The organism is Acidovorax benzenivorans (assembly GCF_028680575.1).
GTDB lineage: Bacteria > Pseudomonadota > Gammaproteobacteria > Burkholderiales > Burkholderiaceae_C > Acidovorax > Acidovorax benzenivorans.
The window spans coordinates 115962-141848 of the sequence record NZ_JAPCKI010000001.1; the positions used below are offsets into that span (position 1 = coordinate 115962).

Annotated in this window: 25 protein-coding genes; 9 read left to right on the forward strand and 16 right to left on the reverse strand. The window is 65.4% G+C overall.

What is annotated here, in order from left to right; all coding sequences use genetic code 11:
- Positions 1–311: 311 nt before the first annotated feature.
- Entirely contained in the window at positions 312–581 is a 270-nt protein-coding gene (locus OIN59_RS00555; RefSeq protein ID WP_274107169.1) for a hypothetical protein, read from the reverse strand.
- 308 nt (positions 582–889) lie between these two features.
- Entirely contained in the window at positions 890–2062 is a 1173-nt protein-coding gene (gene pobA, locus OIN59_RS00560; RefSeq protein WP_274106066.1) for a 4-hydroxybenzoate 3-monooxygenase, read from the reverse strand.
- A 111-nt stretch (positions 2063–2173) separates the two neighbouring features.
- On the opposite strand from pobA, the gene OIN59_RS00565 reads away from it, so the two are divergent.
- The 3 genes from OIN59_RS00565 to OIN59_RS00575 all read left to right on the forward strand — a co-directional run bounded on the left by OIN59_RS00565 (position 2174) and on the right by OIN59_RS00575 (position 3990).
- Positions 2174–3067: a helix-turn-helix domain-containing protein gene (locus OIN59_RS00565; RefSeq protein ID WP_274106068.1), complete on the forward strand. Its 894-nt coding sequence runs from the start codon at positions 2174–2176 to the stop codon at positions 3065–3067.
- Between the two features lie 85 nt (positions 3068–3152).
- Complete coding sequence (locus OIN59_RS00570; RefSeq protein ID WP_274106070.1) at positions 3153–3530, forward strand: VOC family protein; 378 nt, start codon at positions 3153–3155, stop codon at positions 3528–3530.
- A 31-nt stretch (positions 3531–3561) separates the two neighbouring features.
- Positions 3562–3990 carry a VOC family protein gene (locus OIN59_RS00575; RefSeq protein WP_274106072.1) on the forward strand — a complete coding sequence of 143 codons (429 nt, stop codon included), beginning with the start codon at positions 3562–3564 and terminating at the stop codon, positions 3988–3990.
- A gap of 37 nt (positions 3991–4027) precedes the next feature.
- On the opposite strand, the gene OIN59_RS00580 is transcribed toward OIN59_RS00575, so the two are convergent.
- The gene (locus OIN59_RS00580; protein WP_274106074.1) at positions 4028–4477 is read right to left on the reverse strand and encodes an Lrp/AsnC family transcriptional regulator; all 450 of its coding nucleotides are present in this window, start codon (positions 4475–4477) and stop codon (positions 4028–4030) included.
- Between the two features lie 101 nt (positions 4478–4578).
- On the opposite strand from OIN59_RS00580, the gene OIN59_RS00585 reads away from it, so the two are divergent.
- Both OIN59_RS00585 and OIN59_RS00590 read left to right on the forward strand, forming a co-directional pair.
- Positions 4579–5199: a LysE family translocator gene (locus OIN59_RS00585; RefSeq protein ID WP_274106076.1), complete on the forward strand. Its 621-nt coding sequence runs from the start codon at positions 4579–4581 to the stop codon at positions 5197–5199.
- Between the two features lie 223 nt (positions 5200–5422).
- Entirely contained in the window at positions 5423–5977 is a 555-nt protein-coding gene (locus OIN59_RS00590) for an EVE domain-containing protein (RefSeq protein ID WP_274106078.1), read from the forward strand.
- A 497-nt stretch (positions 5978–6474) separates the two neighbouring features.
- Here the strand turns inward: OIN59_RS00590 and OIN59_RS00595 are convergent, their stop codons facing one another.
- The 12 genes from OIN59_RS00595 to OIN59_RS00650 form a co-directional block, all read right to left on the reverse strand.
- Positions 6475–10230, reverse strand: coding sequence for a molybdopterin cofactor-binding domain-containing protein (locus tag OIN59_RS00595; RefSeq protein WP_274106080.1), 3756 nt, complete (start codon positions 10228–10230; stop codon positions 6475–6477).
- Positions 10227–10736, reverse strand: coding sequence for a (2Fe-2S)-binding protein (locus tag OIN59_RS00600; RefSeq protein ID WP_274106082.1), 510 nt, complete (start codon positions 10734–10736; stop codon positions 10227–10229). Before OIN59_RS00600 ends, OIN59_RS00595 begins: the two co-directional genes overlap by 4 nt.
- A gap of 17 nt (positions 10737–10753) precedes the next feature.
- Positions 10754–11911, reverse strand: a complete 1158-nt coding sequence (locus tag OIN59_RS00605; protein ID WP_274106084.1) for an ABC transporter substrate-binding protein — start codon at positions 11909–11911, stop codon at positions 10754–10756.
- A gap of 135 nt (positions 11912–12046) precedes the next feature.
- The gene (gene pncA / locus OIN59_RS00610; protein WP_274106087.1) at positions 12047–12772 is read right to left on the reverse strand and encodes a bifunctional nicotinamidase/pyrazinamidase; all 726 of its coding nucleotides are present in this window, start codon (positions 12770–12772) and stop codon (positions 12047–12049) included.
- 75 nt (positions 12773–12847) lie between these two features.
- Positions 12848–13591, reverse strand: a complete 744-nt coding sequence (locus tag OIN59_RS00615) for an ABC transporter ATP-binding protein (protein ID WP_274107138.1) — start codon at positions 13589–13591, stop codon at positions 12848–12850.
- Between the two features lie 2 nt (positions 13592–13593).
- Positions 13594–14379: an ABC transporter ATP-binding protein gene (locus OIN59_RS00620; protein ID WP_274106089.1), complete on the reverse strand. Its 786-nt coding sequence runs from the start codon at positions 14377–14379 to the stop codon at positions 13594–13596.
- Positions 14376–16283 carry an ABC transporter permease gene (locus OIN59_RS00625; protein ID WP_274106091.1) on the reverse strand — a complete coding sequence of 636 codons (1908 nt, stop codon included), beginning with the start codon at positions 16281–16283 and terminating at the stop codon, positions 14376–14378. The genes OIN59_RS00620 and OIN59_RS00625 overlap by 4 nt, the downstream gene beginning before the upstream one ends.
- Positions 16284–16450: 167 nt before the next feature.
- On the reverse strand, positions 16451–17656 hold the full coding sequence (locus OIN59_RS00630; protein ID WP_274106093.1) for an ABC transporter substrate-binding protein: 1206 nt from the start codon (positions 17654–17656) through the stop codon (positions 16451–16453).
- Between the two features lie 67 nt (positions 17657–17723).
- Positions 17724–18308 (reverse strand): amino acid synthesis family protein, encoded by a 585-nt coding sequence (locus OIN59_RS00635; RefSeq protein ID WP_274106096.1) that lies wholly within the window; start codon positions 18306–18308, stop codon positions 17724–17726.
- A gap of 36 nt (positions 18309–18344) precedes the next feature.
- Complete coding sequence (locus OIN59_RS00640; RefSeq protein WP_274106098.1) at positions 18345–18986, reverse strand: amino acid synthesis family protein; 642 nt, start codon at positions 18984–18986, stop codon at positions 18345–18347.
- Between the two features lie 21 nt (positions 18987–19007).
- On the reverse strand, positions 19008–19928 hold the full coding sequence (locus OIN59_RS00645; RefSeq protein ID WP_274106100.1) for a UPF0280 family protein: 921 nt from the start codon (positions 19926–19928) through the stop codon (positions 19008–19010).
- An 11-nt stretch (positions 19929–19939) separates the two neighbouring features.
- Entirely contained in the window at positions 19940–21571 is a 1632-nt protein-coding gene (locus OIN59_RS00650) for a 6-hydroxynicotinate reductase (protein ID WP_274106102.1), read from the reverse strand.
- Between the two features lie 175 nt (positions 21572–21746).
- On the opposite strand from OIN59_RS00650, the gene fdxA reads away from it, so the two are divergent.
- The 4 genes from fdxA to OIN59_RS00670 all read left to right on the forward strand — a co-directional run bounded on the left by fdxA (position 21747) and on the right by OIN59_RS00670 (position 24958).
- Positions 21747–22076 (forward strand): ferredoxin FdxA, encoded by a 330-nt coding sequence (gene fdxA, locus OIN59_RS00655; protein ID WP_274106104.1) that lies wholly within the window; start codon positions 21747–21749, stop codon positions 22074–22076.
- A 76-nt stretch (positions 22077–22152) separates the two neighbouring features.
- Complete coding sequence (locus OIN59_RS00660) at positions 22153–22929, forward strand: ferredoxin--NADP reductase (RefSeq protein ID WP_274106106.1); 777 nt, start codon at positions 22153–22155, stop codon at positions 22927–22929.
- A 52-nt stretch (positions 22930–22981) separates the two neighbouring features.
- Positions 22982–23698: a TetR/AcrR family transcriptional regulator gene (locus OIN59_RS00665; protein ID WP_274106108.1), complete on the forward strand. Its 717-nt coding sequence runs from the start codon at positions 22982–22984 to the stop codon at positions 23696–23698.
- Positions 23699–23770: 72 nt separating this feature from the next.
- A complete protein-coding gene (locus OIN59_RS00670; RefSeq protein ID WP_274106110.1) occupies positions 23771–24958 on the forward strand; it encodes an amidohydrolase family protein in 1188 nt (395 codons plus the stop codon).
- An 81-nt stretch (positions 24959–25039) separates the two neighbouring features.
- On the opposite strand, the gene OIN59_RS00675 is transcribed toward OIN59_RS00670, so the two are convergent.
- Complete coding sequence (locus OIN59_RS00675; RefSeq protein ID WP_274106112.1) at positions 25040–25831, reverse strand: outer membrane lipoprotein; 792 nt, start codon at positions 25829–25831, stop codon at positions 25040–25042.
- Between the last annotated feature and the right edge of the window lie 56 nt (positions 25832–25887).

Consider the following 25887-nt stretch of genomic DNA (forward strand, 5'->3'; position numbering starts at 1 on the left):
TAGACAACTGTAAAATCTACTAATCAAAATGTCCGCGCACAGTTCGGGGCCGGAGACCCCCGCGTATTCACTAACGCGAACAGACATGGCAAGTCTGCGTCCAGTAGCTTCTGGTCATGGGTGGACGATTAGAGAAATCTGCGCAGCATGGTCGTAATCCACTACGCGAGTGCAATGCCTTTCACGCGTGCGACAGGGCCCACACGAGCATTTGTCGAGCCCGCCGCTGTCGCCGTTGTGTGACGGGAAATAGAGTGATACAGGCGAATTGAAGTCTGATACCCCGCACACCATCGAGGCGCACTAGCCACCTACTTGGACCCGTCCGGCGTACGTTCTGCCGACGTCAGCGATCTGCTGGCCTCTTCTTTGGCCTTCGTCCCTTGGTCGTGATGCCACTTGATGGCGTAGAACATGCAGGTGCCGAACACGAGCACCTTGAAGGTGATGAAGACTATCGGGACCCAATCCATTGTTGATGGCTTTCCTGGTTGTTGATGGGCACCCACTACCGTCCAGTGCAGTGCTTCAAAAAGCTGCGTCAGCAGCTCCATCGTGTTCAAGCCATCGTCGATTTGCACATCGACAGCACGGGGCCAATGATCTGAAAACTTGGTGCGATGCTATCGAGCCTGCTGTGCGGGCGTAAGCATCAGTTCTGCCTAAATTTTGCGTAGCAGATGGCGATTGCCGTGCACGGGGGCTGCATAGAAAGCGGCTTTGTCATTGGGTCCCGCAAGGGGGCCGCAGTACGCAGGCCGTAGGGCGCGCCGCGTGAGCAGACGGAACGCCGGTTGCACGCAACGCCGACCGGGCACACACACTAAAGGCCGGCATGAGAGAACCCCATGCAGGCCTTTGATTGGATGGCAGTGCTAATCCCAAGTGCTCAGAACGGCAACCCCACGTAGTTCTCCGCCAGCGACCCCAGCGCCTTCTCGGACGAGAACAGGTACGCCAGATCCGTGTCCTGCAGCTTCTGGTCGTACGCGATGGAATCCGGGAAGGTGTGCAGCATGGTCGTCATCCACCACGAGAAGCGCTGGGCCTTCCACACGCGGGCCAGGGCCTTCTCGGAGTATTTGTCGAGGCCGGTGCTGTCACCATTTTGGTAGTGCGCCACCATGGCATGGTACAGGTAGTAGATGTCCGACGCGGCACTGTTCAGGCCCCGTGCGCCGGTGGGCGGCACGATGTGGGCGGCGTCGCCCGCCAGGAACAGGTTGCCGTAGCGCATGGGCTCGGCCACGAAGGAGCGCAGGGGGGCGATGGACTTTTCGATGGAGGCACCCGTAATCAGCTTGGCGGCCACCTCGGCGGGCAGGCGGCGCTTGAGTTCAGCCCAGAAGGCTTCGTCGGACCAGTCTTCCACGGTGTCGGTCAGCGGCACCTGGATGTAGTAGCGGCTCAGCACCTGCGAGCGCAGCGAGCACAGCGCAAAGCCGCGTTCGTGCTTGGCGTAGATCAGCTCGGGCGAGACGGGCTTGGTGCGCGAGAGCACGCCCAGCCAGCCGAAGGGGTAGACCTTTTCATACTCCTTGAGCACATCGCGGGGGATGGACTTGCGGCTCACGCCGTGGAAGCCGTCGGCGCCGATGACGAAGTCGCAGTCGATGCGCACCACCTCGTCGCCGTTGCGGTAGGTCACATACGGGTTGGCACTTTTCAGGTCGTGCGGCTGCACGTCTTCGGCGTTGTGGATGACGATGCCCTTCATGCGGTCGCGCGCTTCGTACAGGTCGCGCGTCAGCTCGGTCTGGCCGTACACCACTACGGAGCTGCCGCCGCTGTACTTGTGCAAATCGATCCGGTCCATCTTTCCGTCGTGGGCAATGATGAAGCCGTCGTGGATCTCGCCTTCCTTGTCCATGCGCTCGCCGCACTGGGCTTCGCGCATCAGCGCGGCAAAGCCGTGCTCCAGCACACCGGCGCGGATGCGGCCCAGCACGTATTCGCGGCTTTGGCGCTCCAGCACGACGGTGTTGATGCCTTTGAGGTGCAAGAGCTGCGAGAGCATCAGGCCCGAGGGCCCTCCGCCAATGATGCAAACCTGGGTTTTCATGGATGTCTCCTGGGGGATGTGGTTCATGGGTGGTTCATGACATTGATCAAACGGACCACCCAAAGATACGTGGCACAGTCGCTGCCTTGAATGGACGGATGGAGCCAGAACATGCACTTTTCGAACATGGCCGAGAACATCAGCAGCATTCAGTCGTACAGCCTGTTTGGCGAGTCGCAACACCTGCCCGACGTGTTGCACTGCGAGACGATTGCCGAGCGCTCGGTGCTGCACGACTGGGAGCTGGCGCCGCACCGGCACACGCGGTTGCACCAGGTGTTGTTGATCGAGTCGGGCGGTGGCGTGGCCCACCTGGATGGGGAGCAGCACCCGCTGTTTGCCGGAGCGCTCATCAACGTGCCGCCCGGCCATGTGCACGCGTTTCGGTTCACGCAGCACACACAGGGCTGGGTGACCACGTTGGCGGATGAGCTGATGGACGAGATTTTTGTGCGCGTGGGCGATGTGCGGCGCGACCTGGCGCGGCCCGCCGTGGTTACCGCCAGCCCGCACATCAGCCAGGCCATGGGCCAGATCTGGCAAGAGTTCTCGGGCCGCGCCAAGGCGCGTGCGCTGGTGCTGCGCGGCCTGAGCGCCACGCTGCTGGGCTGGGTGGCGCGCGCCATCGAAGACCACAGCCCCGACGACACGGCGGCGCCAGAGTCCAGTCTGGTGCAGCGGCTGGAGGCGCTGATAGAAGCGCATTTTTTGGAACACTGGCAGGTGGCGGACTACGCGCGGGCGCTGGCTGTGTCGCCCACTCACCTGAGCCGCGTGGCGCGTGCCACCACGGGCGTGTCGGCACAGCGGCTGATGGAGGCGCGGCTGATGCGCGAGGCGCGGCGCAACCTAGCCTACACGCACCTGGGCGTGGCGACCATTGCCTACACACTGGGCTATGCCGACCCGGCGTACTTCACCCGCGCCTTCACGCGCGATGCGGGCCTGTCGCCCCGCGCGTTTCGCGCGCAGGTGGCAGCGTCGGCACCCGCCAGTGCGCCGTGATGCCGGTGACATGCTGCTGACACGCCGTTGTCAGTAGCCCCCGCTCACCATCGAGGCTTCTTTCTTTCACACACAAGGAGCTCTTATGAAAAACGCCATCGCCTGGTTTGAAATCCCCACCACCCAGCTGGACCGCGCCCAGGCCTTTTACGAAGCCGTGCTGGGCCAGCCCATGCGCCGCGAGAACATGGGCCCGAGCGAAGGCGCTGTGTTTGCCTACGACCCCGAAGCCGATGGCGCCGGGGGCGCGCTGATGATGGGCCCCACGGCACCGCAGGTGTCGGGCAGCGGCACGCTGGTGTATCTGGACGCATCGCCCTCACTCGACGCCGCGCTGGAACGCGCGGTGGCCCAAGGCGGCCGCGTGGCCCTGCCGCGCCAGGCGCTGCCACCGGGCATGGGCTTCTTCGCCCACATCCATGACCTGGATGGCAACCGCGTGGGTCTGCACGCACCGTCTTGAAGTAAGAACGCGTCTACGAAAGGAGCACGGCATGGAAGCGCAAGAAATCCACCGAGGCAGGCTGTTCGACCACGTGCAGTTGGTCGTGCGCAACCTGGCTGCCAGCCAGGCCTTCTACACCGCCGTGCTCGGTGCACTGGAGGTGCCTTTGGGCGGTGCGGCCGAGGGCTACTTCTGGGCGGACGAGCTGTTTGTGTCGTCTGCCAACAGCCCCGCTGCGCAAGGCCACCTGACAGGCCGCACGCACCTGGCCTTCCAGGCGCGGGACGAGGCCATGGTGAGGGCGTTCCACGAAGCCGCACTGGCCCACGGTGGCACCGACAACGGCGCGCCCGGACTGCGCCAGTACCACCCCGGCTACTACGCTGCGTTTGTTCTGGACCCGGACGGCAACAACATCGAGGCCGTGTTCCACGGTGACGCGCAACGCAGTGCGCCGTCGGTGAAGATCACGTTTTGAGGGGCGGGTGAGCCGTTTGAACGGCCCACCCGCCGTATCAATCCGCCTCCGGCCGAGCCAAGCCGCGCAGCGGTATCGGTGTGGAGAACACGATGGACGTGCGTGTTTCTCCATAGCCGTTGATGTCGCCCAAGAACCGCTCCAGATCGGGCAGGTCACGCGCGACGACCTGCATCACATACGAGTCGTTGCCACTGACATGGTGGCATTCCAGCACCCGATGTGACTGACACAGCTTGTCGATCAGCGCCTTCTTGCCGGGCTGCGGCACGTTGATGCCCACCACCGCCCGCACACCGTAGCCGACCTTGGCGGGGTCGATGTCGGCATGCACGCCGCGCACCACACCCGCCTCTTGCAGGCGGCGCAGGCGCTCCAGCGTGGCGGGCACCGACAGGCCCACGGCCTCAGCCAGTTCTTTGAGCGAGGCACGGCCATCGGCCTGCAGCGCGCTGATAAGGCGCCAGGCCTTGTCATCGACTTCCATAAAAGCCTTTCTCGATCAACGCAGAAAAATACGAAATCAAATTCTGGAATCACCGAATTTTCTGCATTCTCCATCGCAAGCCACCGCCCTAGCATCGGTGCATGGACTTGACCTCACTCACCGTGTTTCTCCAAGCCGCCATCGTCGGTGTGCTCATCGCGGCCCCTGTGGGCCCCATTGGCCTGTTGACCATGCAACGCACCCTGGAGCGCGGCCTGGCAGCCGGGCTGGCCACGGGCCTGGGCGCCGCTGCTGCAGACGCGGTGTATGGCGCCATTGGCGCCTTCAGCGTGCGCTGGCTCATCGACGGGCTGACCCAGGCCAAAACCCCCCTCGCACTGGGCGGGGGCGCGCTGCTGCTGGTGCTGGCCTGGCGCACCTGGCACGCGCCCGTGGCCCAGACCGCCGCATCGGTGCGCAATGCGCGGGGCCTGCTGGGCCTGGCTGCGGGCACGTTTGCGCTGACGCTGGCCAACCCGGCCACCATCGTGTCGTTCATTGCGGTGTTCGGCTCGTTGGGCGGCGGCCAGCGCGCCATGCCGTCCCCACTGTGGATGGTGGCGGGCGTGCTGGCGGGCTCGGCAGCGTGGTGGCTGCTGCTGACAGGTGTCATCGCCCACCAGCGGCAGCGCTTTACGCCCGCCTGGCGCCAGCGCATCAACCGGGCGTCCGCTCTGCTGCTGGGCGGGTTTGCGTTGTGGCAATGGGGGCAACTGGTCTGATGCCGGTCCGCATACAAAAATCCGTTCACGCTGAGCTTGGCGAAGCGCCGCGCGAGGCTTAGACGAGTTCACTCAGCCCGAACGGATCAGATGGATCAGATGGATCCAGAGCGAATCCGTCCGTGAGTCGGCGCCGTCAACAAGGCAATACTGCAAAGGTACTGACACTGCGGTGTCAGTAGCCCGGCCGCACCATCAAGGCTTCTTATCCAAGGAGCCTTTCATGACCGACGCCATGCTGCAACAAGCCCTGTGGCGGGACGCTGAGCCCCTGCACCTGTCCACGCCAACTGCACCCGCACCCACCGTGGCGGCGACCTCTGCGGACCCCGCGCGCCGCAACTGGATCGCGGTGGCCAGCGCCCAGCACGCCCGCAGGGGCTGCGCCACGCCTGACGCGGGCTACATGCAGGTGTGCCATGGCAAGGTCGCCCCGCTCAAGCGCATACGCCCCGGCGACCGTGTGGCGTATTACGCGCCCACCGTCACCATGGGTGGCAAGGACCGGCTGCAGGCGTTTGTCTCCATCGGCATCGTGCTGCCGGGCGCGCCGTATGCGTTTGACATGGGCGGCGGGTTTGTGCCGTCACGCCGGGATGTGGCCTATGTGCCAGCCAGGGAGGCCGCGATTGCGCCGCTGCTGGACGACTTTGAGTTTGTGGAAGACCGCACGCACTGGGGCGGCAAGTTTCGCTTTGGGCTGTTCGCCGTCAGCGACCACGACATGCGCCTCATTGCGCAGGCGATGCAGGTTGAATTGCAATCGCTACATTTTTAGTAGCTATCAATGCAATCAGCAAAAGCGCCAGCGCCCTCAATGGGCCGCAAGCGCCCCTGATAGACACGCTGCGCGTCAACACACCGCCATCAACGCGTCCACAATTTTTCGTTGGGCTGCGTCCAGGGCGGCATAGCCTTCACGCAGCAGTCGTAGCACGATCTCGTGGATTTCCAGTTCACCAGCGGACATGGTCTTCTCCTTGAACGACAGTGGGCGGCTGCCGCCTGGGCAGGCCGATGACGTGGGCGCCTGCTACAAAGATGCGGGCGCCCGGGCCTGCCCCACCATGGACCAAGCCCCGATGCCACTGTGCCCACGCGGCGCGGGGTTGATGCGGCGATGTGAGGGGGAATGGCGGCGCTGTTCGGCGCGGTTCCTGCTCAACGCGGTCCTCAACGGATCACGGTCGCGGCATTGCGCTCACGTCATTTGCTTCTGTTTTGATAGCTGCCTGCGCTTATTTATTGAGCGCAAGCAGCCTAAAACCCTACAAATCAAGGATGCGCAGGCCCCGCCCGCACACGTGCCAGGGCCTCGGGCACATCGCGCCACGCCGGGCGGCCGGGGGCGTAGCGCTGGCGCATGTAGCCTGCCAGCTCGGTGATCTGCGCGTCGCTGAGCGCGTGGCCGAAGCCGGGCATGAAACCAATGTCGCGCGCAGCGGGCTCGCGGATGCCGTGCACGATGACCTGCAGCAGGTTGTCGGGCCGGTCGCTGTGCAGGTTGCTGTTGAGCGCCAGGGGCACGTTCACGCCCAGCAGCTTCGGGCCATCGCCGTCGTGGTGGCAGGCGGCGCAGGCGCCGTCGAACAGGCGCTGAGCCTGGCCGGGCTGCGGGGCAAGCGCGGCGGCCTGGGCCACGGCGGTTTGTGCGCGCTGCTGCGGGTCAGACACAGGCTGGGTGGCTGGCTGGGTAGCCGCGTCCGTAACGGTGAACGAGGCCAGGTAGCCCGCCATGGCGCGGATGTCGTCGTCGGGCAAGTGGGCCAGCTCGCGCACCACCGGCGCCATGGGGCCGGAGGCGCTGCCGTGCTGCGGGCTGTGGCCGTGGCGCAGGTAGCCATACAGCGCATCGGCCGTCCAGGGCACGGGCGCCTTTGACAGGCCGGTGAGCGCAGGCGCCTCCCAGCCATCAATCATGGCGCCCGACAGAAACGCAGCGCCACCCAACTCGGCCCCCAGCGCATTGCGCGGCGTGTGGCAGGCGCCGCAGTGGCCCACGCCCTGCACTAGGTAGGCGCCCCGGTTCCATTCGGGGGGGCGTGTCGGGTCCGGCTGGAAAGGCGTGGCATCGTGGAACAGCGCGTTCCAGCCTGCCATGAGGGGGCGCACGCTGAAGGGGAAGGTCAACTCGGTCTTGGGAACCTCGGCCCGCACGGCGGGCTGCGCCATCAGGTAGGCGTACAGCGCGGTCAGGTCGTCGTCGCTCATCTTGGCGAACGAGGTGTAGGGGAACGCGGGGTACAGGTGTTTGCCGTCGCGCGAGATGCCTTCGCGCATGGCGCGCTGGAAGGCGCTGAAGGACCACTGGCCGATGCCCGTTTCAGCATCAGGCGTGAGGTTGGTGGTGTAGACCTTGCCGAACGGCGTGTCCATGGCGCGGCCCCCCGTGTTGGGCGTGCCGCCCGGTGCGGTGTGACACACCACGCAGTCGCCAGCGGCGGCCAGCAGGCGGCCCCGCTCGATGGTGGCGGCGTTGTAGACCGAGGCCCCGGCCGTCTGCACGACGGGCGCGATGGACGGGCGCCAGCCCAGCAGTGCGGCGCCCATGGCGATGCCACCAGCGACGAGAGCGAGCGCGCGGGCCCAGGGGCTGCGCTGTGTGGGCCATGTAGCGCTGGCGGGCACGGTGGGCGCGGGCAGTTCCAGCGTGGGCAATACCTCGGCAGGCTCGGTGGGTGGCGTGCTGCCTGCTGCGGCCTCGCCTGCGCCACCGGGCAAGGGATTGAGCCCGGCGCGCACCACCTCGGGCGTGAACGGCGGCGCACGAAAGCGCACGCCCGTCGCATCAAAAATCGCGTTGGCAATCGCCGCTGTGCCTGGCACCGAGGACGACTCGCCGGAGCCCAGCGGCGCCTCGTCCTGCCGGGGCATGTGCATGACCTCGATGACAGGCACATCGCGGAAGCTCAGGATGGGGTAGCTGCCCCATTCGCGGTTGTCCACGGCCTGCTTGACGGGCTCGAACGTCACCTGCTCCTTGAGCGCGCGGCTGGTGGTCTGCAACACGTTGCCGTGCACCTGCTGCTCCACGCCTGCGGGGTTCACCATCAGGCCCGCGTCGTGCCCCACAACCACGCGGCGCACATGCACTTCGCCGGTCTTTTTGTTGACCTCCACATCGGCCACCCAGGCCGCCCAGGCGGCGCCAAAGCCGGGCCATTTGCTGTGGATGTAGCGGGCATAGGCAAAGCCCTGGCCTTGCACCCAGTCTCCATCCAGCTCGCGCTGCTGCGGGCCGGTGCGGCGAATCCAGCCCGCCTTTTCGGCCGTGGCCTGCACCAGCTCGGCAGCGCGCGGGTCGTTCAGCAGTTGCAGACGAAACTGCACCGGGTCCACCCCCGCCGCCGTGGCCAGTTCGTCCACATACGATTCGTGCGCAAACGAGTTGGGCAGGGCCGACACGCCGCGCAGCCAAGACGCACGCACGATGGGTGGCATGTCGTTGACGGCCACACGCAGGTTGTCGTACTGGTAGGGCGGGCGCGCGGTGCGGTCGCCCATTTCGTAGGCCTGGGCCACGGGCTCGATGGTGCGGGTGAGCAGCAGGGCCAGCGTGGGCGCGCCGTTGGAGGGGTAGGACGTTTCGAAGTCGTACGCCGCCACGGTGCCATCGGCCTTGAGCCCGCCGCGCACCTGCATCAGCTGCGCCGTGCCTTTGGGCTCCCACAAATGTTCTTGCTCGCGCGTGAGCTGCACGCGCACCGGGGCGCCCACGGCACGCGAGAGCAGTGCGGCATCGGCCGCCACGTCATCGGCGCCGTTGCGGCCATAGCAGCCTGCGGCCTCCATGCGGATGAGGTCGATGTCCACATCGGGCAGGCCCATCAGGCGGGCCAGGTCGGCGCGCAGCACATGGGGGTTCTGCGTGCCTGCCCACACGGTCATGCGCGGGCGGCCCGTGCTGTCATCACTGCGCCATTCGGCCACCGCGCACGACGGGCCGATGGAGCCGTGCATCTGGTACGGCCACACATAGGTGCGGGGCATGGGCTGGCCGCCGGCGGACAGCGCGGCCAGGGCGCCCTCCACGTCGCCTTCGTCCACCAGGCGGCGCTGCGTGGCGGGGTTGGCGCGGATGGCCTGCTCCAGCGCCTCGGCGCTGTCCTGGCGCGGGAAGCCCGGCCAGTCCTTCCAGCGCACCTTCAGCTCGCGCAGGGCCTGCTCGGCCTGTTCCTCGCGCTCGGCCACGATGCCCACAAAGTCGCGAATCACCACCACGGCGCGGACGCCGGGGATGTGCGCGATGGACTGCTGGTCCACCGATTCGAGCGTGTTGCCGATGAAGTCGCCATGGTCCGCCCCCGCATACGGCGGGCGCACCACGCGGCCGTGCAGCATGCCGGGCACACGCATGTCGTGCACAAACACCAGCTCGCCGCTGACCTTGGCGGGGATGTCCACGCGCGGCACAGACTGGCCGACCACGGTGTAATCGGCGGCGGCCTTGGTGGTCGTGGCGTCCACCAGCTCCAGCGTGGTGTGTGCGCCTGCCAGCAGCGCGCCGTAAGCCAGTTGGCGCGCCGGGTCTGCAGTGACCTGCACCACCCCCGCACGCACCTGCAGTGCCTCCACCGGCACGCCCAGCCGCGCTGCGGCCTGCGCCACCAGCCAGTGGCGCGCCTGCGCGGCGGCGGTGCGCAATGGCTTGGCGTGAATCTGGATGGATGCGCTCGCAATGGTGGCGCCCTGGTTAGGCGCGCGCGTGGTGTCGCCCAGCACCATGTTCACCTGGGCCAGCGGCACGTCCAATTCTTCGGCCACGATCTGCGCAAGTGCGGTGCGGATGCCCGTGCCCAGGTCCACGTGGCCGTTGAGTGCGGTCACGCTGCCGTCGTCCCACACGGCAATCAGTATCTCCACGCCTTCGGCCGGGTTGCCCGCCACCAGGGCGGGCTGACCCTTGACGGGCGGCGGCGCCGGCGGCGGGTTGCGCACCACCAGCAGCACGCCCTGGGCGGCATGGAAGTCGGCGCGGGTGAGCGGGCTGTGGGCGCGCAGGGGTGCGGCGTTGTCAGGTGTGGCGCTCATGCCTGGGCCTCGCGCATCAGCACCGCCGCGCGCAGCACGGCGCGGATGATTTCGACATGCGTGCCGCAGCGGCACAGGTTGCCCGACAGCTCGCGGCGCACGGCGGCTTCGTCAGGGTCGGGGTTGCGCTCCAGCAAGGCCACGGCCATCATCACCATGCCGTTCAGGCAGTAGCCGCACTGCGCGGCCTGCTCATCAATGAATGCCTGCTGCACCGGGTGCAGGCCTTGGCTGTGGTGGCCGCAGCGCGCAGGCAGCCCTTCCAGTGTGGTCACCTCGCGGCCCGCCACGCCCTGCGCCGGGATCACGCAGGCCCGTGCAGCCACACCATCCACCAGCACCGTGCACGCACCACACTGCCCCAGGCCACAGCCGTACTTGGGGCCGTTGAGCAACAGGTCGTTGCGCAGCACATGCAGCAGCGAGGCACTGGCCAATGTGCTCTGCGGCAAAACACAGGGCTGGCCGTTGACGACCACGGTAGGGGGCAAAGCGGGCGCGAGCATGTCTCTTTTGGCCGCCCTCAGCGTCGCAGCGACCCGCTGCGCGTGTACATCTCCAGGTCCACAAAGTTGGAGCCATTGTGGTTGTTCGGGCCGTACTGCAGCGGAAAGTCACCGATCTTGGTGGTGCCCATGTCTTCCATGGCCTTGATGAAGCCCTCGCGCGTAAGCGCTTTGCCCGCGCGTTTGAGGCCCTCTACAAACACACGCGCGGCGATGTAGCCCTCCAGCATGGTGTAGCTGTCGATCTTCTCGCCCGCGTCCGCACGGTCCTTGCGGTAGTCGGCCACGATGGGCAAACGGCTGGCTTGCGGCGAGGGCACGATGCTGGCCGTGACGAGGCCCTCAATGCCACCGTTCAGGCGCTGCGCAGAGCCCGGTGCGTCGGTAATGCCCACCGAGATGGTGTAAAGCGGCGACGCCGCGCCCGCTGCACGGTAGTCGCGCAGGAACACCTCGACCATCTTGCCCGCCATGATCATCACCACGGCGCCCGGCTGGGCCTTGGTGAGCTGCGCCACCTGCGGCTTGGCATCGGTGGCGGCGATTTCCAGGGGCACGGAATCGACCACCTTGACCTTCAGGCCCTGCGCAATCTGCAGGCAGGTTTCGAGGTTGGATTTGCCAAACGCACTGTTCTGGTAGATGACCGCGATGTTGTTGATGCCCAGCGTGGCGAGGTGGCCCACGATCTTGCGCAGCTCGGTCTCGTAGCTGGCGCGCACATGGAACAGGTAGCGGTTGTGTGTGGTGCGAAACGAGGTGGTGCCCACCAGCGGCGCAAACATGGGTACACCGGCCTTTTCGGCGATGGGCATGGCAGCGATCAGGTTGCCCGTGGCGACATAGCCGATGAGGGCGAATACCTTGTCCTCGTCGATCAGCTTTGTCGTGTTCTCGGCCGTCTTCTTTGGCTCGTAGGCATCGTCGTGGGAGACCAGCTCCAGCGTGCGCCCTTGCACCCCACCGGTCTTGTTCACCTTGTCGAACGCCAGTGCAATGCCCGCCTTGTAGTCCACCCCAAAATCCTTGGCAGGGCCGGTGAACACGGCCGACTGCCCCACCTTGATGCGGGTGTCCGTCACACCGGTCTCGGCCGCGGCCGGGCCCGCAGCCCCCAGAGCAGCGGCGGCCAGGGTCGTCAGCACCGCGCGACGATCGATATTCCCGTCATCCATCCCACGACATTTCATGAAACGCTCCTTACATCAAATGCGCAAGTTTCCCTGCAAGCGGAGCGGGTGCGCAACCATTTCTGCGAGGTGTTGTGAATCCGTCAAACCCCGGCGCCGAAGCACCGGGGCGTTGCACCATCAAGCGACATCGATGTCGCTGGACTGGATGCGTTTGACGCCTTTGGCCTTCATGTTTTTCCAGGCGGCGTCGAGCGAGCCGTTGAGGTCAATAGCGCGGGTGGCGTCTTCGACCACATAGGTCTCAAAGCCCAGGCGTTTGGCGTCCAGCGCCGTCCAGGCCACGCAGAAGTCGGTGGCCAGGCCGGTGACAAACACCGTCTTGATACCACGCTGCTTGAGGTAGCCAGCCAAGCCGGTCGAGGTCTTGCGGTCGGCCTCTTCAAATGCCGAGTAGCTGTCCACATGCTGGTGAAAGCCCTTGCGCAGGATCACCTGGGCCTTGGGCACCTTGAGGTCCTTGTGCAGGGCGGCATCGTCGGTGCCCTGCACGCAATGGTCGGGCCACAACACCTGCTGGCCGTAGCTGAGTTGGGTGGTTTCAAACGGCTTCTTGCCCGCATGGGTGCTGGCAAAGGAGGCATGGCCCTGGGTGTGCCAGTCCTGCGTGACCACCACGTTTTCAAACGCTGTGGCAATGCGGTTGATGACGGGCACCACCTCATCACCCTTGGCCACGGGCAGCGTGCCGCCCGGGACAAAACAGTTCTGCACATCGACCACGATGAGCGCCGCTCGCTCACCGGGTTTGATCTTGCCTGCCGCCCAGCTGGCAGGGAAGCTGGCCCCGGCCACGGTGAGCGCGGCCGATTGAAGAAGAAAGCGACGACGTTGCGCAGTTTGCATGGTGAACACTCCGGTTGGGAACGCACTGACACATCGGCCACGGCCCGGTAGGGCCTGGGCCGGGGAACTTCTTATTCACACGCTGAGGTAAGCGCGCCGCACTTCTTCGTTGGCGGCCAGCTCTTCCATGCTGGCCTGGTAGCGGATTTGGCCCTTTTCGAGTACATAGGCGCGGTCGGACACCAGCTCGGCAAAGTGCATGTTCTGCTCGGAAAGCAGGATGCTGACGCCCTGCTCTTTCAGCTCCAGGATCATGTGCGCCATCTGCTCCACGATCACGGGGGCCACACCTTCAGAGGGCTCGTCCAGCAGCACCAGGTAGGGGTTGCCCATGAGCGTGCGGGCCACGGTGAGCATCTGCTGCTCGCCACCGCTCATGCGGCCGCCGGGGCGCTGGGGCATCTCGCCCAGGTTGGGGAAGAGCTTGAACAGGCGCTCGGGTGTCCACACCGGGGCGGCCGTGCCGTCGGGCCAGGTGCGGGCGGGCTGGCGGCCCACCTCCAGGTTCTCCATCACCGTGAGGTCGGTGAACACGCGGCGGTCTTCGGGCACAAAACCCAGGCCCAGGCGCGCGGCATCGTGCGGGTCGCTTTTGGAGATGTCTTTGCCCATGAACTGGATGCTGCCCTTGCGTTTGGCCAGCATGCCCATCAGTGTCTTGAGCGTGGTGGATTTGCCAGCGCCGTTGCGGCCCATCAGGGCCACGACTTCGCCCCGGCGCACGTCCAGGTCCACGTCATACAGGATTTGCGCCGCGCCATACCAGGCCTGCAGCCCCTTGGCCTGCAGCAGCAGTTCTTTGGGTTCGTTGGTCGTCATGCTCATGCGGCCTCTGCAGCAGCGGCTGCCGTTTTCTTCTCGAAGGTCTTGCCAGTGCCGAAGTAGACCTCCTGCACCTTGGGGTGGTCACGCAGCTCCAGCGGCTTGCCCTCGGCAATCAGGCGCCCACGCGCCAGCACGATCATGCGGTCGGCATAGGCAAACACCACGTCCATGCTGTGTTCGGTGAACAGCACGGCCATGTGGCGGTCGATCACCAACTGCTTAGTGAGCGCCATGAGTTCGTTGCGCTCCTTGGGCGCCATGCCAGCGGTGGGTTCGTCCATGAGCAGCAGCTTAGGGCTGTTGGCCATGGCAATGGCCAGCTCCACGCGCTTCACATCGCCATAGGCCAGCACGCTGCAGGGGCGGTCGGCCTGCGACTTCATGCCCACCTGGTCCAGCAGCGCCAGGGCCTCGTCGCGCTTGTGGTCGGCCGCCTTGCGCCACATCGCAAACAGGCGGTTGTCGTTGGAGATCAGCGCCATCTGCACGTTCTCCACCACCGTGAGCGACGCAAAGGTTTCGGCGATCTGGAAGGTGCGGCCCACGCCCATGCGCCAGATGTCGCGCGGCTTGCGGCCTACCAGCTCCTGGCCATTGAGCTGGATCGAGCCCACGTCGGCGGGCAGCTGGCCGTTGACCATGTTGAAGGTGGTGGACTTGCCCGCGCCGTTGGGGCCGATGAGCGCCAGCAGCTCACCGGCAGCCAGCTCAAAGTGGATGCCATCCACGGCTTTGACGCCGCCAAAGGATTTGCCCAGGCCAGAGACTTTGAGCAGGCTCATGCCGACCCCTCCTTCGTGTTCTTTGCTTCGCGCTGGTTGTCAAAAAGCTGCTTGATGGCGCCCGCAATGCCCTGCGGGAACAGCAGCACCAGAATCAGGATGATGGCGCCCAGCATGGCGCGCCAGTAGTCGGTGTTGCGCGCCACGGTGTCGTGCAGCCAGGTGAAGGTGACGGCACCCACCACGGGGCCCGCCAGCGTCTGGATGCCGCCTAGCAACACCATGACCAGGCCATCGACCGAGCGCCCCACATGCAGCGTTTCGGGCGAGATGCTGCCTTTGGAAAACGCGAACAGTGCGCCGCCCAGGCCCGCAAACAAGCCAGCGATCACGAAGGCCGTCCACTGCATGCGCTTCACATCGATGCCAATGGCGTCGGCCCGCAGCACCGAATCACGCCCGGCGCGCAGCGCATAACCAAACGGCGAGAACAGCACGCGGCGCAGCAGCAGCACACCGCCCACCACGAGGGCCAGCGTGAGGTAGTAGTAATTGCGTTTGTCCGACAGCCACTCGGCCGGCCACACGCCCGTGAGGCCATTGCTGCCGCCCGTGAAGCCGTCCCACTGGTAGCAGATGGCCCAGGTGATCTGGGCAAACGCCAGCGTCAGCATGGCCAGGTAGACGCCCGACAGGCGCACGCAGAACCAGCCATAGAGCAGCGCACCCGCAGCCGCCGCCAGCGGCGCCAGCACCAACGCGAGTTCCATGGGAATACCCGCCGAGCGCACCAGCAGCGCGGCCGCATAAGCGCCCAGGCCGAAGTACGCCGCATGGCCAAACGAATGCATGCCCGCCGGTCCCATGATGAAGTGCAGGCTGGCCGCAAACAGCGCGGCGATCAGCAGGTCGATCATCAGCACCGTGAGGTACGGCGAGCCTGTGGTCAGCAACGGTAGCAGCACCAGTACCGCCACCAACGCCGCGCCACCGATCTTGAACCAGCGCTCGGGCTGGCGCAGCGGCGCCTCGGGCAGGCCAGTATTGCGGCTGACGCCCTGTGGCTTGCCCAGGAGGCCCCAGGGGCGCCAGACCAGCACCACAGCCATCACCAGAAACTCCACCACCAGCGTGAGCTTGGAGAACGATACGCTGAAACCGAAGATGTCCACCACGCCCAGCCAGATGCAGATGGCCTTGATTTCGGCGATCAACAGGGCCGCGACATATGCGCCCGGAATGGAGCCCATGCCACCCACCACCACCACCACAAAGGCGGCGCCAATGGTGTTGAGGTCCATCTCCAGCGTGGCAGGTTCGCGCGGCAACTGCAGCGCACCGCCCAGGCCCGCCAGCAGAGCGCCCAGCGCAAACACCGCCGTGAACAACCAGGCCTGGTTCACGCCCAGCGCGCTGACCATCTCGCGGTCTTGTGTGGCGGCGCGCACCAGCGTGCCCCAGCGGGTGCGGGTGAGCAACAGCCAAAGCAGGCCCAGCACCACCGGCCCGACAACGATCAAAAACAGGTCGTAGGATGGAAACTGCCGGCCCAGGATATTGACGGAGCCCGACAGCCCCGGCGCGCGTGGGCCCAGCAGCTCTTCAGGCCCCCAGAACCACAGCGCAGCGTCCTTGATGACCAGCACCAGCGCAAACGTGGCCAGCAGCTGGAACAGCTCGGGCGCCTTGTAGATGCGGCGCAGCAGCACCACCTCCACCAAAGCGCCCAATGCGCCCACCACCACGGCCGCCAGCAGCAGCGCAGGCCAGAAGCCCAGGCCCGTACCCAGCTTGGCTACCAGCGAATAGGCGACGTAAATGCCCACCATGAAGAACGAGCCATGGGCAAAGTTCACGATGCGCGTGACGCCGAAGATCAGCGAGAGCCCGGCGCCCACCAGGAACAGCGAGGAAGCCCCCGCCAGTCCGTTGAGCAGCTGAACGATAAAACTCGAAAAACTCATCTAAGTCTCCGCGGCGCAACCTGCGCACCGCCCACAGCCTAAAAAACCGGCGCGGCCTCAGCGAGGGCCGCCGCGCAAGGGCCGCCCCGCCGCGCTGGCGGCGTCCCCCTTCCCGCGCGGAGCGCGAGAGCAGGGGGAAGCGGCGTAGCCGCTCAGGGGGATGTCACCTATTCAGGGCGCATTTTCTTGACTTCGTCGTTCGAGGGCTGGACTTTGCTGCCATCCACATAGCGGTAGTCCACCATCACGCCCTTGCCGCCTTCGTTCTTGGTGCGGCCCACATAGCCGCCCATCGTGGACTGGTTGTCCTCGGGGCGGTAGGTGATGCGGCCAAACGGCGTGGGCACCTGCAAGCCCTTGAACGCTGCCACGAGTTTTTCAGTGTCGGTGGAGCCCGCCTTCTTCATACCTTCGGCCAGCGACTTGATGGCGCTGTAGCCCACGATAGAGCCCAGGCGCGGGTAGTCGTTGAACTTGGCCTGGTAGGCAGTCTGGAAGGCCTTGTGCTCGGGCGTCTGGATGCCGTACCAGGGGTAGCCCGTAACGATCCAGCCGTTCGGCGCTTCGTCCTTGAGCGGGTCCATGTATTCGGGCTCGCCCGTCAGCAGGCTGACCACTTCACGGCCCTGGAACAGGCCACGCGTGTTGCCTTCGCGCACAAACTTGGACAGGTCGGCACCGAACAACACGTTGAAGATCGCATCGGGCTTGGCGTCGGCCAGGGCCTGCACCACGCTACCGGAATCAACCTTGCCCAACGGGGGCGCCTGCTCGGCCACAAACTCCACATCGGGCTGGGCCGCCTTGAGCAGCTGCTTGAACGTGGCCACGGCCGACTGGCCGTACTCGTAGTTGGGGTAGACCAGCGCCCAGCGCTTCTTCTTGAGGGCCGCGGCCTCGGGCACCATCATCGACACCTGCATGTAGGTGGAAGGGCGCAGGCGGTAGGTATAGCGGTTGCCGTTCTGCCAGACGATCTTGTCGGTCAGTGGCTCACCGGCCAGGAAGAAGAATTTCTTTTGCTTGGCAAAGTCGGTCAGCGCCAGCCCGATGTGCGAGAGGAACGAGCCCGTGAGCACATCGACCTTCTCGCGCGACACCAGTTCTTCGGCGGCGCGCACGGCGTCGCCAGGGTTGGCGTTGTCATCGCGGATGATGAGCTGGACCTTCTTGCCCAACACCCCACCCGATGCATTGATCTCATCAACCGCCAGCTCCATGCCTTTCTTGTAGGGCTCCAGGAAGGCGGGTTGCGCCTTGTAGCTGTTGATCTCGCCAATCTTGATGACATCCTGGGCATGTACCACAGGGGCCAGCGTGAATGCCAGCGCGGCTGCGGCCGTGGCACGCATGAGGTTTCGTCGCATCGTCATGGGGAAACTCCTGAAAGGTGGGTTGGGAAGGGGAACCGGTGAGACTGCTCGGGATGGTAGTGCGCGCTCAGCGCAGTCCATCCTCGCCTTTGATTTCGGAGGCCTGAAGACCACCGATGCGCGCCAGCGGTCGGCCACTGTCGGTCACGACAATGGCCACCACGATTTCGTTGGCGCGCGGCGCATCGGCCACGCGGGCTTCCATCGCGTCGAAGTGGCTGCGCACATAGGCGGCATCCTTGTGGCCCAGGGGCACGTCAATGGCCGTGCCCAGGCCGCCGATCTTCTTGCTGGACGGCACCAGTGCTGCGCCTTTCTCGACCGCCACACGCAGTGGCGCGCCCAGCTTGGGGTGCAGGATGGCGGCGGCATGTTCCAGCTCGCCCGCCTCGCCCACGATGGCGGCCTTGCCGTAGCTCTGGGCTTGGCCGGGCTCAATGCCCAGGGCTGCAACGCAACGCGCACCCAGCAGTGCGCCCAGCTCTTCGCCGATGGCCACCAGTTCGTCGAGGTTCTCGACATAGCGACCTGCGCAGGGGTTCTCGATCACGGCCATGGCCAGGGCTTTGCGCACAGGCGGCTGTACGTCGCGCCCCATCTCCACGCGGACTTCGTCGGTTTGAACAATGATCTTGCGGATCTTGGCGGGCATGTGTGGGTCTCCTAGGGTCTTGTGGTTGGCAGTGGATCAGCGCAGGCCGTTCCACTGGCTGATGTCTGCGGCCTTCAGGCCGCCAACGCGTGCATGGATACGAGCGCCGGTGGACATGGCCAGGATGAAGACGATTTCATCCGATGTGGGTGCGCCGGGTACCCGCACTTCGATGGCATCGAAATGGCTGCGCACGTAGCTCGCGTTGATGTGGGTCAGCGGCACATCCAGCGCGGCGCCGGGGCCGCCCACTTTCTTGGTGGAAGGCACGATGGACAGCGCATTGGCAGGCTGCCCCGTCTTCTCTTCGGCCTCACCTTTGGCGTAGGCGTTGCGGTCGCCCTTCCAGCCCAACAGTTCGCGCATGGCGTACCCACCGGGCACATGCCACAGCGCACCATGCTCCAGCTCGCCGGCCGCCCCCACGATGGCACCTTTGCCGTAGGTCTCGATGCGCTCGGCAGGCACGGCCATGGCCTTGAGCAAACGCTGGGCCATGTCCAGCCCCACGTCCTGCAGGGCATCCATCATGGGCAGGATGTCGGGTTCGTACCGGCCCGCAAACGGGTTGGTCAGCACCGCGCCAATGGCACCACGCAGCAGCGGCACGTCGGCCACCGGCCCGAATTCGTGCCTGATTTCCTCAAGATGGGTGAAAACGCGTCGTATCTGGATCATTTTGGAGACCTGTGCAATTCATTAAGCAAATACTGAACCAACTTCCGATTCCATCACCGCTTGGGGTGGCCACACGGCACCAGCCAGGGTTTGTGGCGCCGTAGTCGCCACAAACTGCCCCTGGCACGCCAGCAGTGCAAACCACAGCAGGCCGCTGGACTGCAATTCTTGCGCCTTTTGCAACCCTTGCTGCAAGGCCCGGCGAACCTGCTCATCGGGCAAGGCGGGGACATCCACGGTGACCACAATGCCCCCCAGATCACTGTCGTCCCGCACCTGCCACGCTGGCAGACGGGCAATCCTCTCATCCGCCACATCGACCGCGTTGGCCACGATGGTCGCTGCCGCATCGGCCTGCGCAGCCGTGCGCGCCAACACCGTGACGCTGTCCGCAATGCCCAGCGACTGGCTGCGCCCGCGCCACCCACTAGTGGCCACACCGCGCACCGGCATGGCGCTGTCGATGCGGATCTGCCCATCCAGCACCAAGCCGTTGCGCAACTGTGCAGCGTTGAGTGCAGCGATATCAGCGTACACCCCCACCGTGACCGACTGGCCCGGCGCCAAGTGCAGCGCAATGTCGCCCCCGTTGTTGACCCAGGCGCGGTCTATGCCCGGCTGCTCGTAGCACGCCAGAATCTCCTGCGCCACAGCACCCGCCACCGCCGCCATCGACGTGATGAAACCTGCGCGATAAGGACTGCAGGCGGCCCACATGCGGCGCGCCACCACGCCCTGCAAAGCACAGCGCTCACCCACCGGCGCCCGCAGGCCGGCGAGTTCATTCACCAGTTCCTGCAACAGCCCCTCAAAGCACTGCCATGCGCGCTCGTGCGCCTGCGCCACGGCATTGCGCTCCCCTTCGGCCTGAAGGATGAGGTCCATCGGCCCATGCTGAAAATGCCAGCGGCCATCGGACAGGAGCTTGCGGCAAGCGTTCATGCGCGGTCCAGTCAGCCCAGCAGAGGTGGGCGACCCAGCGGCCACGGGTTGGCGGCGGGCAAGGTCTGCCACACGCGCGCCTGCGGTGCACCGTCGTTGTGCCACGCACCGCGCTCCAGCACTTCGCGCAGGCTGCGAATTTGTTCGGTGTGCCCGCCCAGCGCTTCGTAGTCCGCACGGCGCATGCTGAACTCGATGGGCGCCACGATGGCGGGGGTGGGCACAGTGCCAAAGCTGTTGTCCGGCATGCGCAGCACGTCGGCCATCACGGTGATACCGCCGCCCGGCCACACATAGGCGGGGGCACCGCCACAGGTCACATTGACCAGCGCGTTCTTGATGGAGCGCGTGAGCAGCACCGGGTTCTCGGTAACCCCGGCGCGCAGGCTGCCGCCCGCGCCGCCCAGGAACAGCACGGACGCGAGCGACGGCTCGCAGTTTTCGCCAATGCGGTCCACGATGCGGCGCACCTCGGCAGGCATCTCGGCTTCCACCGGATTCAGTTGCTCGTCCAGCACGTACCAGGATGCGTGCTCCCCCGTGGTGGAGGTCATCAAGAGGCGCAACCCGGGCCAGGCCACGGATTCGTCCCAGCCTTCGATGATGGACAGCGGGTCGGCAATGTCGGTGCCGCCCCAGCCTGTGCCCGGGTTGGCCACCTGGAAGTAGCGGCCCGGCGTGGATTTGCGCCCGCGCATCTGGATGCCCGAGGGCTTCATGTCCAGGCAACGGCCCGCCTGGTGTTCGGTAAGCACGCCGGTGATGTGGTCGTCCACCACCACCACCTCGTCGGCATGGCTGAAGAACTGGCGCGCAAAAATGCCGATGGCCGCCGAGCCGCAACCCACACGCATGCGCTGTTCGGCCACACCGTTGACGATGGGTGCGCGCCCGGCCTGGATCACCAGCTGTGAGCCACCGTCGATGGTGAACTCCACGGCCTGCTTGTTGCCCAGCAACTGCATCATCTCGGCGGTGATGCGCCCCTCCTTCTTGGTGCCGCCGGTGAGGTGGTGCACGCCACCCAGCGACAGCATCTGCGAGCCGTATTCCGCCGTGGTCACATGGCCCACTACCTCGCCCTTGCAACGCACATTGGCCTGCTCGGAGCCGAGGAAGCGGTCGGTATCGATCTTCACCTTGAAGCTGCAGTAGCTGAAGATGCCCTCGGTGACCACGGTGACCATGTCCACGCCATCGGTTTTGGAGCCCACGATGAATGGCGCAGGTTTGTAGTCTGGGTAGGTGGTGGACGAGCCCACGCCCGTCACAAAGACCTCTTCGGTCAACAGCAAGTCGCCCGACCAGGGCTGCGGCGCGACCGCAGGCGCCGCCTCGGCGCCCTCCTGCCCATCGCTCGCCTCCGCACGGCCTGCAAACGGCACCAGCGTGGCCTCGCCCGCCTCCAGGGTCTTGCGCAGCACCACCACCGGTTCCAGCCGCACGAGCACGCCCGCATGGTTGGCATAACGGTCACACGCACCTGCACGGCCTTCGGAAATCTGGCACAGCACCGGGCACGCGTTGCACTCGACCTTGGCGGCGTTCATGCGCTCGTTGCGGGGCCGGGCGCGCTCCAGCACCTGCGGCAGCTCTGGCGCATCCATCCCCGGTAGCCCATCGGTCTTGGTATGTTCAGTCATCGTGGCGGCCCATTCATTGCATGGTTGCAAGCGCTTGTACGCGCATTGCATTTTGTGTAGCATTCACTTAACTTAAATGTTGTGAACACTACATTCGATGTCAATGTAGCGGAATCAACCAGACTCTGCAATGGTGTTTTTGCGCCCCCAAAAATGGTGCATGAGGAGCCCCAAAATGACGCACGTTGTGACGGACGCATGCATTCGGTGCAAGTACACCGACTGCGTCGATGTGTGCCCTGTCGATTGCTTCAAGGAGGGCCCGGAATATCTGGTGATTGACCCCGACGAATGCATCGACTGCGCGGTGTGCATCCCGGAGTGCCCAGCCAACGCCATCTACGCCGAAGACGACCTGCCTGATGGCATGGAAGTCTTCCTGCAGTTCAACAAAAAGCTGGCGCCCACGCTGCCCACAATTACCAAAAGAAAAGCGGCTTTGCCAGATGCGGAACAATGGAGGGTTGTGAGCCACAAGCTTTCAGGCCTGAACATTGCGCTGTAGAGCGCTTGGGGCCCTGAATCCGAGCCAGTTTCAGCCAAATTCCTTATTTGCTTCCAACTTTTCCATCTAACGCACCATGAGCGCCTTTCTTGACGAACGCGTCCTGACGGTCCACCACTGGACGGACCGCCTTTTCTCCTTCACCACCACACGCGACACCGCGCTGCGCTTTTCCAACGGGCATTTCACAATGATCGGCCTGCGCGGCGAGACGGGCAAACCCCTGCTGCGTGCCTACAGCATCGTGAGCCCCAACTACGAAGAGCACCTGGAGTTCCTGTCCATCAAGGTGCCCGACGGCCCGCTGACCTCGCGCCTGCAGCACATCAAGGTGGGCGACACCATCGTGGTGGGCAAGAAGCCCACCGGCACCCTGCTGATCGACTACCTGCTGCCCGCCAAGCGCCTGTACATGCTGTCCACCGGCACGGGCGTGGCCCCGTTCCTGAGCCTGATCCGCGACCCCGAGACCTATGAGAAGTTCGAGGAAGTCATCCTGGTGCACGGCGTGCGCGAGGTGAAGGAGCTGGCCTACCACGACTACATCACGCAGGAGCTTCCGCAGCACGAGTTCCTGGGAGAGATGGTCACCAAGCAGCTCAAGTACTACCCCACCGTGACGCGCGAGCCCTTCAAGCACCAGGGCCGTGTGACCACCGTCATCGAAAACGGCCAGATGGCCCGCGACCTGGGCCTGCCCGCACTCAACCCCGCGGAAGACCGCGTGATGATCTGCGGTAGCCCCGAGATGCTGCGCGACCTCAAGCACATGATGGAAGAGCGTGGCTTCAACGAAGGCAACACCACGAAGCCCGGCGACTTCGTGATCGAACGCGCGTTCGCAGAGCAGTGATCCCCGGCTGGCCCGCCCTGCGGGGGGCCAGCCTCATCCACCAGGACCCGCCATGTCTGCCACTCCCACCAAGACCCGGACCGCGTCCCCCCGCTCCGCATCCGCCCGCAAGACGGGCGTGCGCGAACAAGCCGCACAGACCACGCGCGACAACATCCTGAAGGCGGCGACCAAGGTGTTCGCGCGCTACGGCTACGAAGGTGGCAGCGTGGAGAAGATCTCCAAGGCGGCCAAGTCCTTCGACCGGATGATCTACTACTACTTCGGCAGCAAGGAAGGTCTGTTCATCGAGGTGCTGGAGGAAACCTACCGGCGCATGAACGATGCGGAATCCAAGCTCGACCTGGACACTGCCAAACCGTTCGAGGCGCTGCAGGCCGTGATCCGCTTTGTGGTGGGCTACTACCGCAAGAACCCCGAATTCATCACGCTGCTCAACACCGAGAACCTGCACAAGGGCAAGCACATCTCCAAGTCCATGCGGGCGCGTGAATACTCGTCGCCGGCCATCGAGGTGATCCGCCGCGTGCTGGAGAGTGGCCAGGCGCAGGGCCTGTTCCGCAAAGACGTTTCGGCACGCGACGTGTACCTGCTGATTGCCGCCACGGGCTACTTCTACATGTCCAACCGGCACACGCTGTCGGCCTTTCTGGGCGAAGACCTGGAGACGCCCGAGGCGCTGGCGAACTGGGAGACCTTCGTCATCGACAGCGTGCTGCGCACCGTGGCGCCCGGCCCCAGTCTGCCCAAGGGCAAAACAGCGGCCTGAATGAATCAGTAAGAGATTTTTCCCTGCGGGGTGCCGTGTGGTGCCCCGCCCACCACCCCACGAGGAGAATCCATGGCAGAAGTAGCAGCAGGCGGCAAGTCGGGCAAGGTCGTCATTCAGAACATCGGTCTTTTGTTGTCGGGCGACCTGGACCGTCCCATCCTCGACGCCGACACCATCGTGGTGAATGATGGCCTCATCGTGGCCGTGGGCCGCTACAAGGACTGCGACACCGAACATGCCAACACTGTGATCGACGCGCGCCAGACCTGCGTGGCACCCGGCCTCATCGACAGCCATGTGCACCCTGTGTTTGGCGACTGGACGCCGCGCCAAAACCAGATCGGCTGGATCGACTCGACCATGAACGGCGGCGTGACCACCATGGTGTCGGCCGGCGAAGTGCACCTGCCCGGCCGCCCCAAGGACATCGTGGGCCTGAAGGCTCTGGCCATCACCGCGCAACGCTCGTTCGACAACTTCCGCCCTGGTGGCGTGAAGGTGATTGCAGGCGCCCCGGTCATTGAAAAGGGCATGACCGAGCAGGACTTCAAGGACCTGGCCGATGCGGGCGTGACGCTGCTGGGCGAAGTGGGCCTGGGCTCCGTCAAGGCGGGCTACGAGGCCCAGCAGATGGTGGCCTGGGCGCGCAAGCACGGCATCCAGAGCACCATTCACACCGGCGGGCCGTCCATCCCCGGCTCGGGTCTGATCGACAAGGACGTGGTGCTGGAGGCCGATGCCGACGTGATCGGCCACATCAACGGCGGCCACACCTCCCTGCCCTGGAAGCATGTGTGCGAGCTGTGCGAGAAGTCGTCCCGCGCCATCGAGCTGGTGCACAACGGCAACGAGAAAATCGCCATCCAGGCCGCGCGGGCGGCCATCGAACTCAAGTGCCCACACCGCGTGATCCTGGGCACCGACGGCCCGGCTGGCTCGGGCGTGCAGCCGCTGGGCATGCTGCGCATGATTGCGCTCATATCGAGCTTTGCCGACATCCCTGCCGAGCTTGTCTTCTGCTTTGCCACGGGCAACACGGCGCGCATCCGCAACCTGAACTGCGGCCTCATCGAAGTGGGCCGCGCAGCCGACTTCGTGTTCATGGACCGGGCGCAGCACACCGCCGGTGCCACGCTGCTGGAAAGCGTGCAGCTGGGCGACATCCCAGGCATCGGCATGGTGATGATTGACGGCTTGGTGCGCTGTGGCCGCAGCCGCAACACCCCGCCTGCGACCGAGATCCCGGTGGTGCTGTAACCCGTCCGCCAGTCAGCAATCGCCCGGAAAAAACAAAGCCCGCATTTGCGGGCTTTGTTTTGGAGTAAAGGACTGACTGGCTCAGTAGGTGTCCGACACCCGCACCGCACCCGGCTGGGGCTGTGGCTGTGCATAGGGGTCTGCAGCGCGGGCCGAGCCGCCCTGGTCCACGCGGAAGCCCTTGCCTTGCAGCACAACGGGCGTGCCCACGGCGGTGGGCTCTGCGCGCTGGAAGTGGCGCAGCGAGCCGTCTTCCATACGCACCGCCACCTGGTACACCGTGTGGGTGCGGGTGCGCTCTTCGACCTTGTGGCCCACATAACCGCCGCCCACAGCGCCCAGCACGGTGGCGGCGGTGCGGCCGCTGCCCTTGCCGATCTGGTTGCCTACCACGGCGCCCAGCACACCACCGGCTACCGCCCCCACGCCCGTAGCAGGGGCGGCCTGTTGAACGGCCTGCACCGACTCGACACGGCCGCAGCTGCGGCACACCGGCGTTGCAGCACGCACGGGCTGGGCGACACCCCCGGGGGCCATGCCACCCGCCATGTCACCGGATCGGCCCGCGCTGCCGCCGGTTTGCGGACGGTAGTTTGCTCCGCTATTCATAGCATTCTGCGCAGATACTACCGGCGCTTTCGGCCGTTTTTCCTCAATAATTTCGGATTCGGGCGTGCGGGGTGCCGCCGCCAGGGTGGCCGGGGTCGCCGCCTCGGCCGCCGAGGGTGCGCGTTGCTGCATCACCAGGGTGGCGCCCAGGGCCAGCACGCTCACACCCAACACACCAATGGCCGCCCACATCCATTTCAGGGCCGGTCCGGCGGGGGCAGCAGCAGGTACGGGCGGGGTGGGAGAAGAAACCGTCAGGTTCATGGTCATTTCCTTGTTCATGTCGAGAGAGTCCGCAGGGGGTAGGCGTGTAGATAACC

What these genes read in the sequence shown, in the direction of transcription:
- pobA (WP_274106066.1), bottom strand. Translation starts at nt 2,062, where the DNA reads ATGAAAACCCAGGTTTGCATCATTGGCGGAGGGCCCTCGGGCCTGATG.
- OIN59_RS00565 (WP_274106068.1), top strand. Translation starts at nt 2,174, where the DNA reads ATGCACTTTTCGAACATGGCCGAGAACATCAGCAGCATTCAGTCGTAC.
- OIN59_RS00570 (WP_274106070.1), top strand. Translation starts at nt 3,153, where the DNA reads ATGAAAAACGCCATCGCCTGGTTTGAAATCCCCACCACCCAGCTGGAC.
- OIN59_RS00575 (WP_274106072.1), top strand. Translation starts at nt 3,562, where the DNA reads ATGGAAGCGCAAGAAATCCACCGAGGCAGGCTGTTCGACCACGTGCAG.
- OIN59_RS00580 (WP_274106074.1), bottom strand. Translation starts at nt 4,477, where the DNA reads ATGGAAGTCGATGACAAGGCCTGGCGCCTTATCAGCGCGCTGCAGGCC.
- OIN59_RS00585 (WP_274106076.1), top strand. Translation starts at nt 4,579, where the DNA reads ATGGACTTGACCTCACTCACCGTGTTTCTCCAAGCCGCCATCGTCGGT.
- OIN59_RS00590 (WP_274106078.1), top strand. Translation starts at nt 5,423, where the DNA reads ATGACCGACGCCATGCTGCAACAAGCCCTGTGGCGGGACGCTGAGCCC.
- OIN59_RS00595 (WP_274106080.1), bottom strand. Translation starts at nt 10,230, where the DNA reads ATGAGCGCCACACCTGACAACGCCGCACCCCTGCGCGCCCACAGCCCG.
- OIN59_RS00600 (WP_274106082.1), bottom strand. Translation starts at nt 10,736, where the DNA reads ATGCTCGCGCCCGCTTTGCCCCCTACCGTGGTCGTCAACGGCCAGCCC.
- OIN59_RS00605 (WP_274106084.1), bottom strand. Translation starts at nt 11,911, where the DNA reads ATGGATGACGGGAATATCGATCGTCGCGCGGTGCTGACGACCCTGGCC.
- pncA (WP_274106087.1), bottom strand. Translation starts at nt 12,772, where the DNA reads ATGCAAACTGCGCAACGTCGTCGCTTTCTTCTTCAATCGGCCGCGCTC.
- OIN59_RS00615 (WP_274107138.1), bottom strand. Translation starts at nt 13,591, where the DNA reads ATGACGACCAACGAACCCAAAGAACTGCTGCTGCAGGCCAAGGGGCTG.
- OIN59_RS00620 (WP_274106089.1), bottom strand. Translation starts at nt 14,379, where the DNA reads ATGAGCCTGCTCAAAGTCTCTGGCCTGGGCAAATCCTTTGGCGGCGTC.
- OIN59_RS00625 (WP_274106091.1), bottom strand. Translation starts at nt 16,283, where the DNA reads ATGAGTTTTTCGAGTTTTATCGTTCAGCTGCTCAACGGACTGGCGGGG.
- OIN59_RS00630 (WP_274106093.1), bottom strand. Translation starts at nt 17,656, where the DNA reads ATGACGATGCGACGAAACCTCATGCGTGCCACGGCCGCAGCCGCGCTG.
- OIN59_RS00635 (WP_274106096.1), bottom strand. Translation starts at nt 18,308, where the DNA reads ATGCCCGCCAAGATCCGCAAGATCATTGTTCAAACCGACGAAGTCCGC.
- OIN59_RS00640 (WP_274106098.1), bottom strand. Translation starts at nt 18,986, where the DNA reads ATGATCCAGATACGACGCGTTTTCACCCATCTTGAGGAAATCAGGCAC.
- OIN59_RS00645 (WP_274106100.1), bottom strand. Translation starts at nt 19,928, where the DNA reads ATGAACGCTTGCCGCAAGCTCCTGTCCGATGGCCGCTGGCATTTTCAG.
- OIN59_RS00650 (WP_274106102.1), bottom strand. Translation starts at nt 21,571, where the DNA reads ATGACTGAACATACCAAGACCGATGGGCTACCGGGGATGGATGCGCCA.
- fdxA (WP_274106104.1), top strand. Translation starts at nt 21,747, where the DNA reads ATGACGCACGTTGTGACGGACGCATGCATTCGGTGCAAGTACACCGAC.
- OIN59_RS00660 (WP_274106106.1), top strand. Translation starts at nt 22,153, where the DNA reads ATGAGCGCCTTTCTTGACGAACGCGTCCTGACGGTCCACCACTGGACG.
- OIN59_RS00665 (WP_274106108.1), top strand. Translation starts at nt 22,982, where the DNA reads ATGTCTGCCACTCCCACCAAGACCCGGACCGCGTCCCCCCGCTCCGCA.
- OIN59_RS00670 (WP_274106110.1), top strand. Translation starts at nt 23,771, where the DNA reads ATGGCAGAAGTAGCAGCAGGCGGCAAGTCGGGCAAGGTCGTCATTCAG.
- OIN59_RS00675 (WP_274106112.1), bottom strand. Translation starts at nt 25,831, where the DNA reads ATGAACCTGACGGTTTCTTCTCCCACCCCGCCCGTACCTGCTGCTGCC.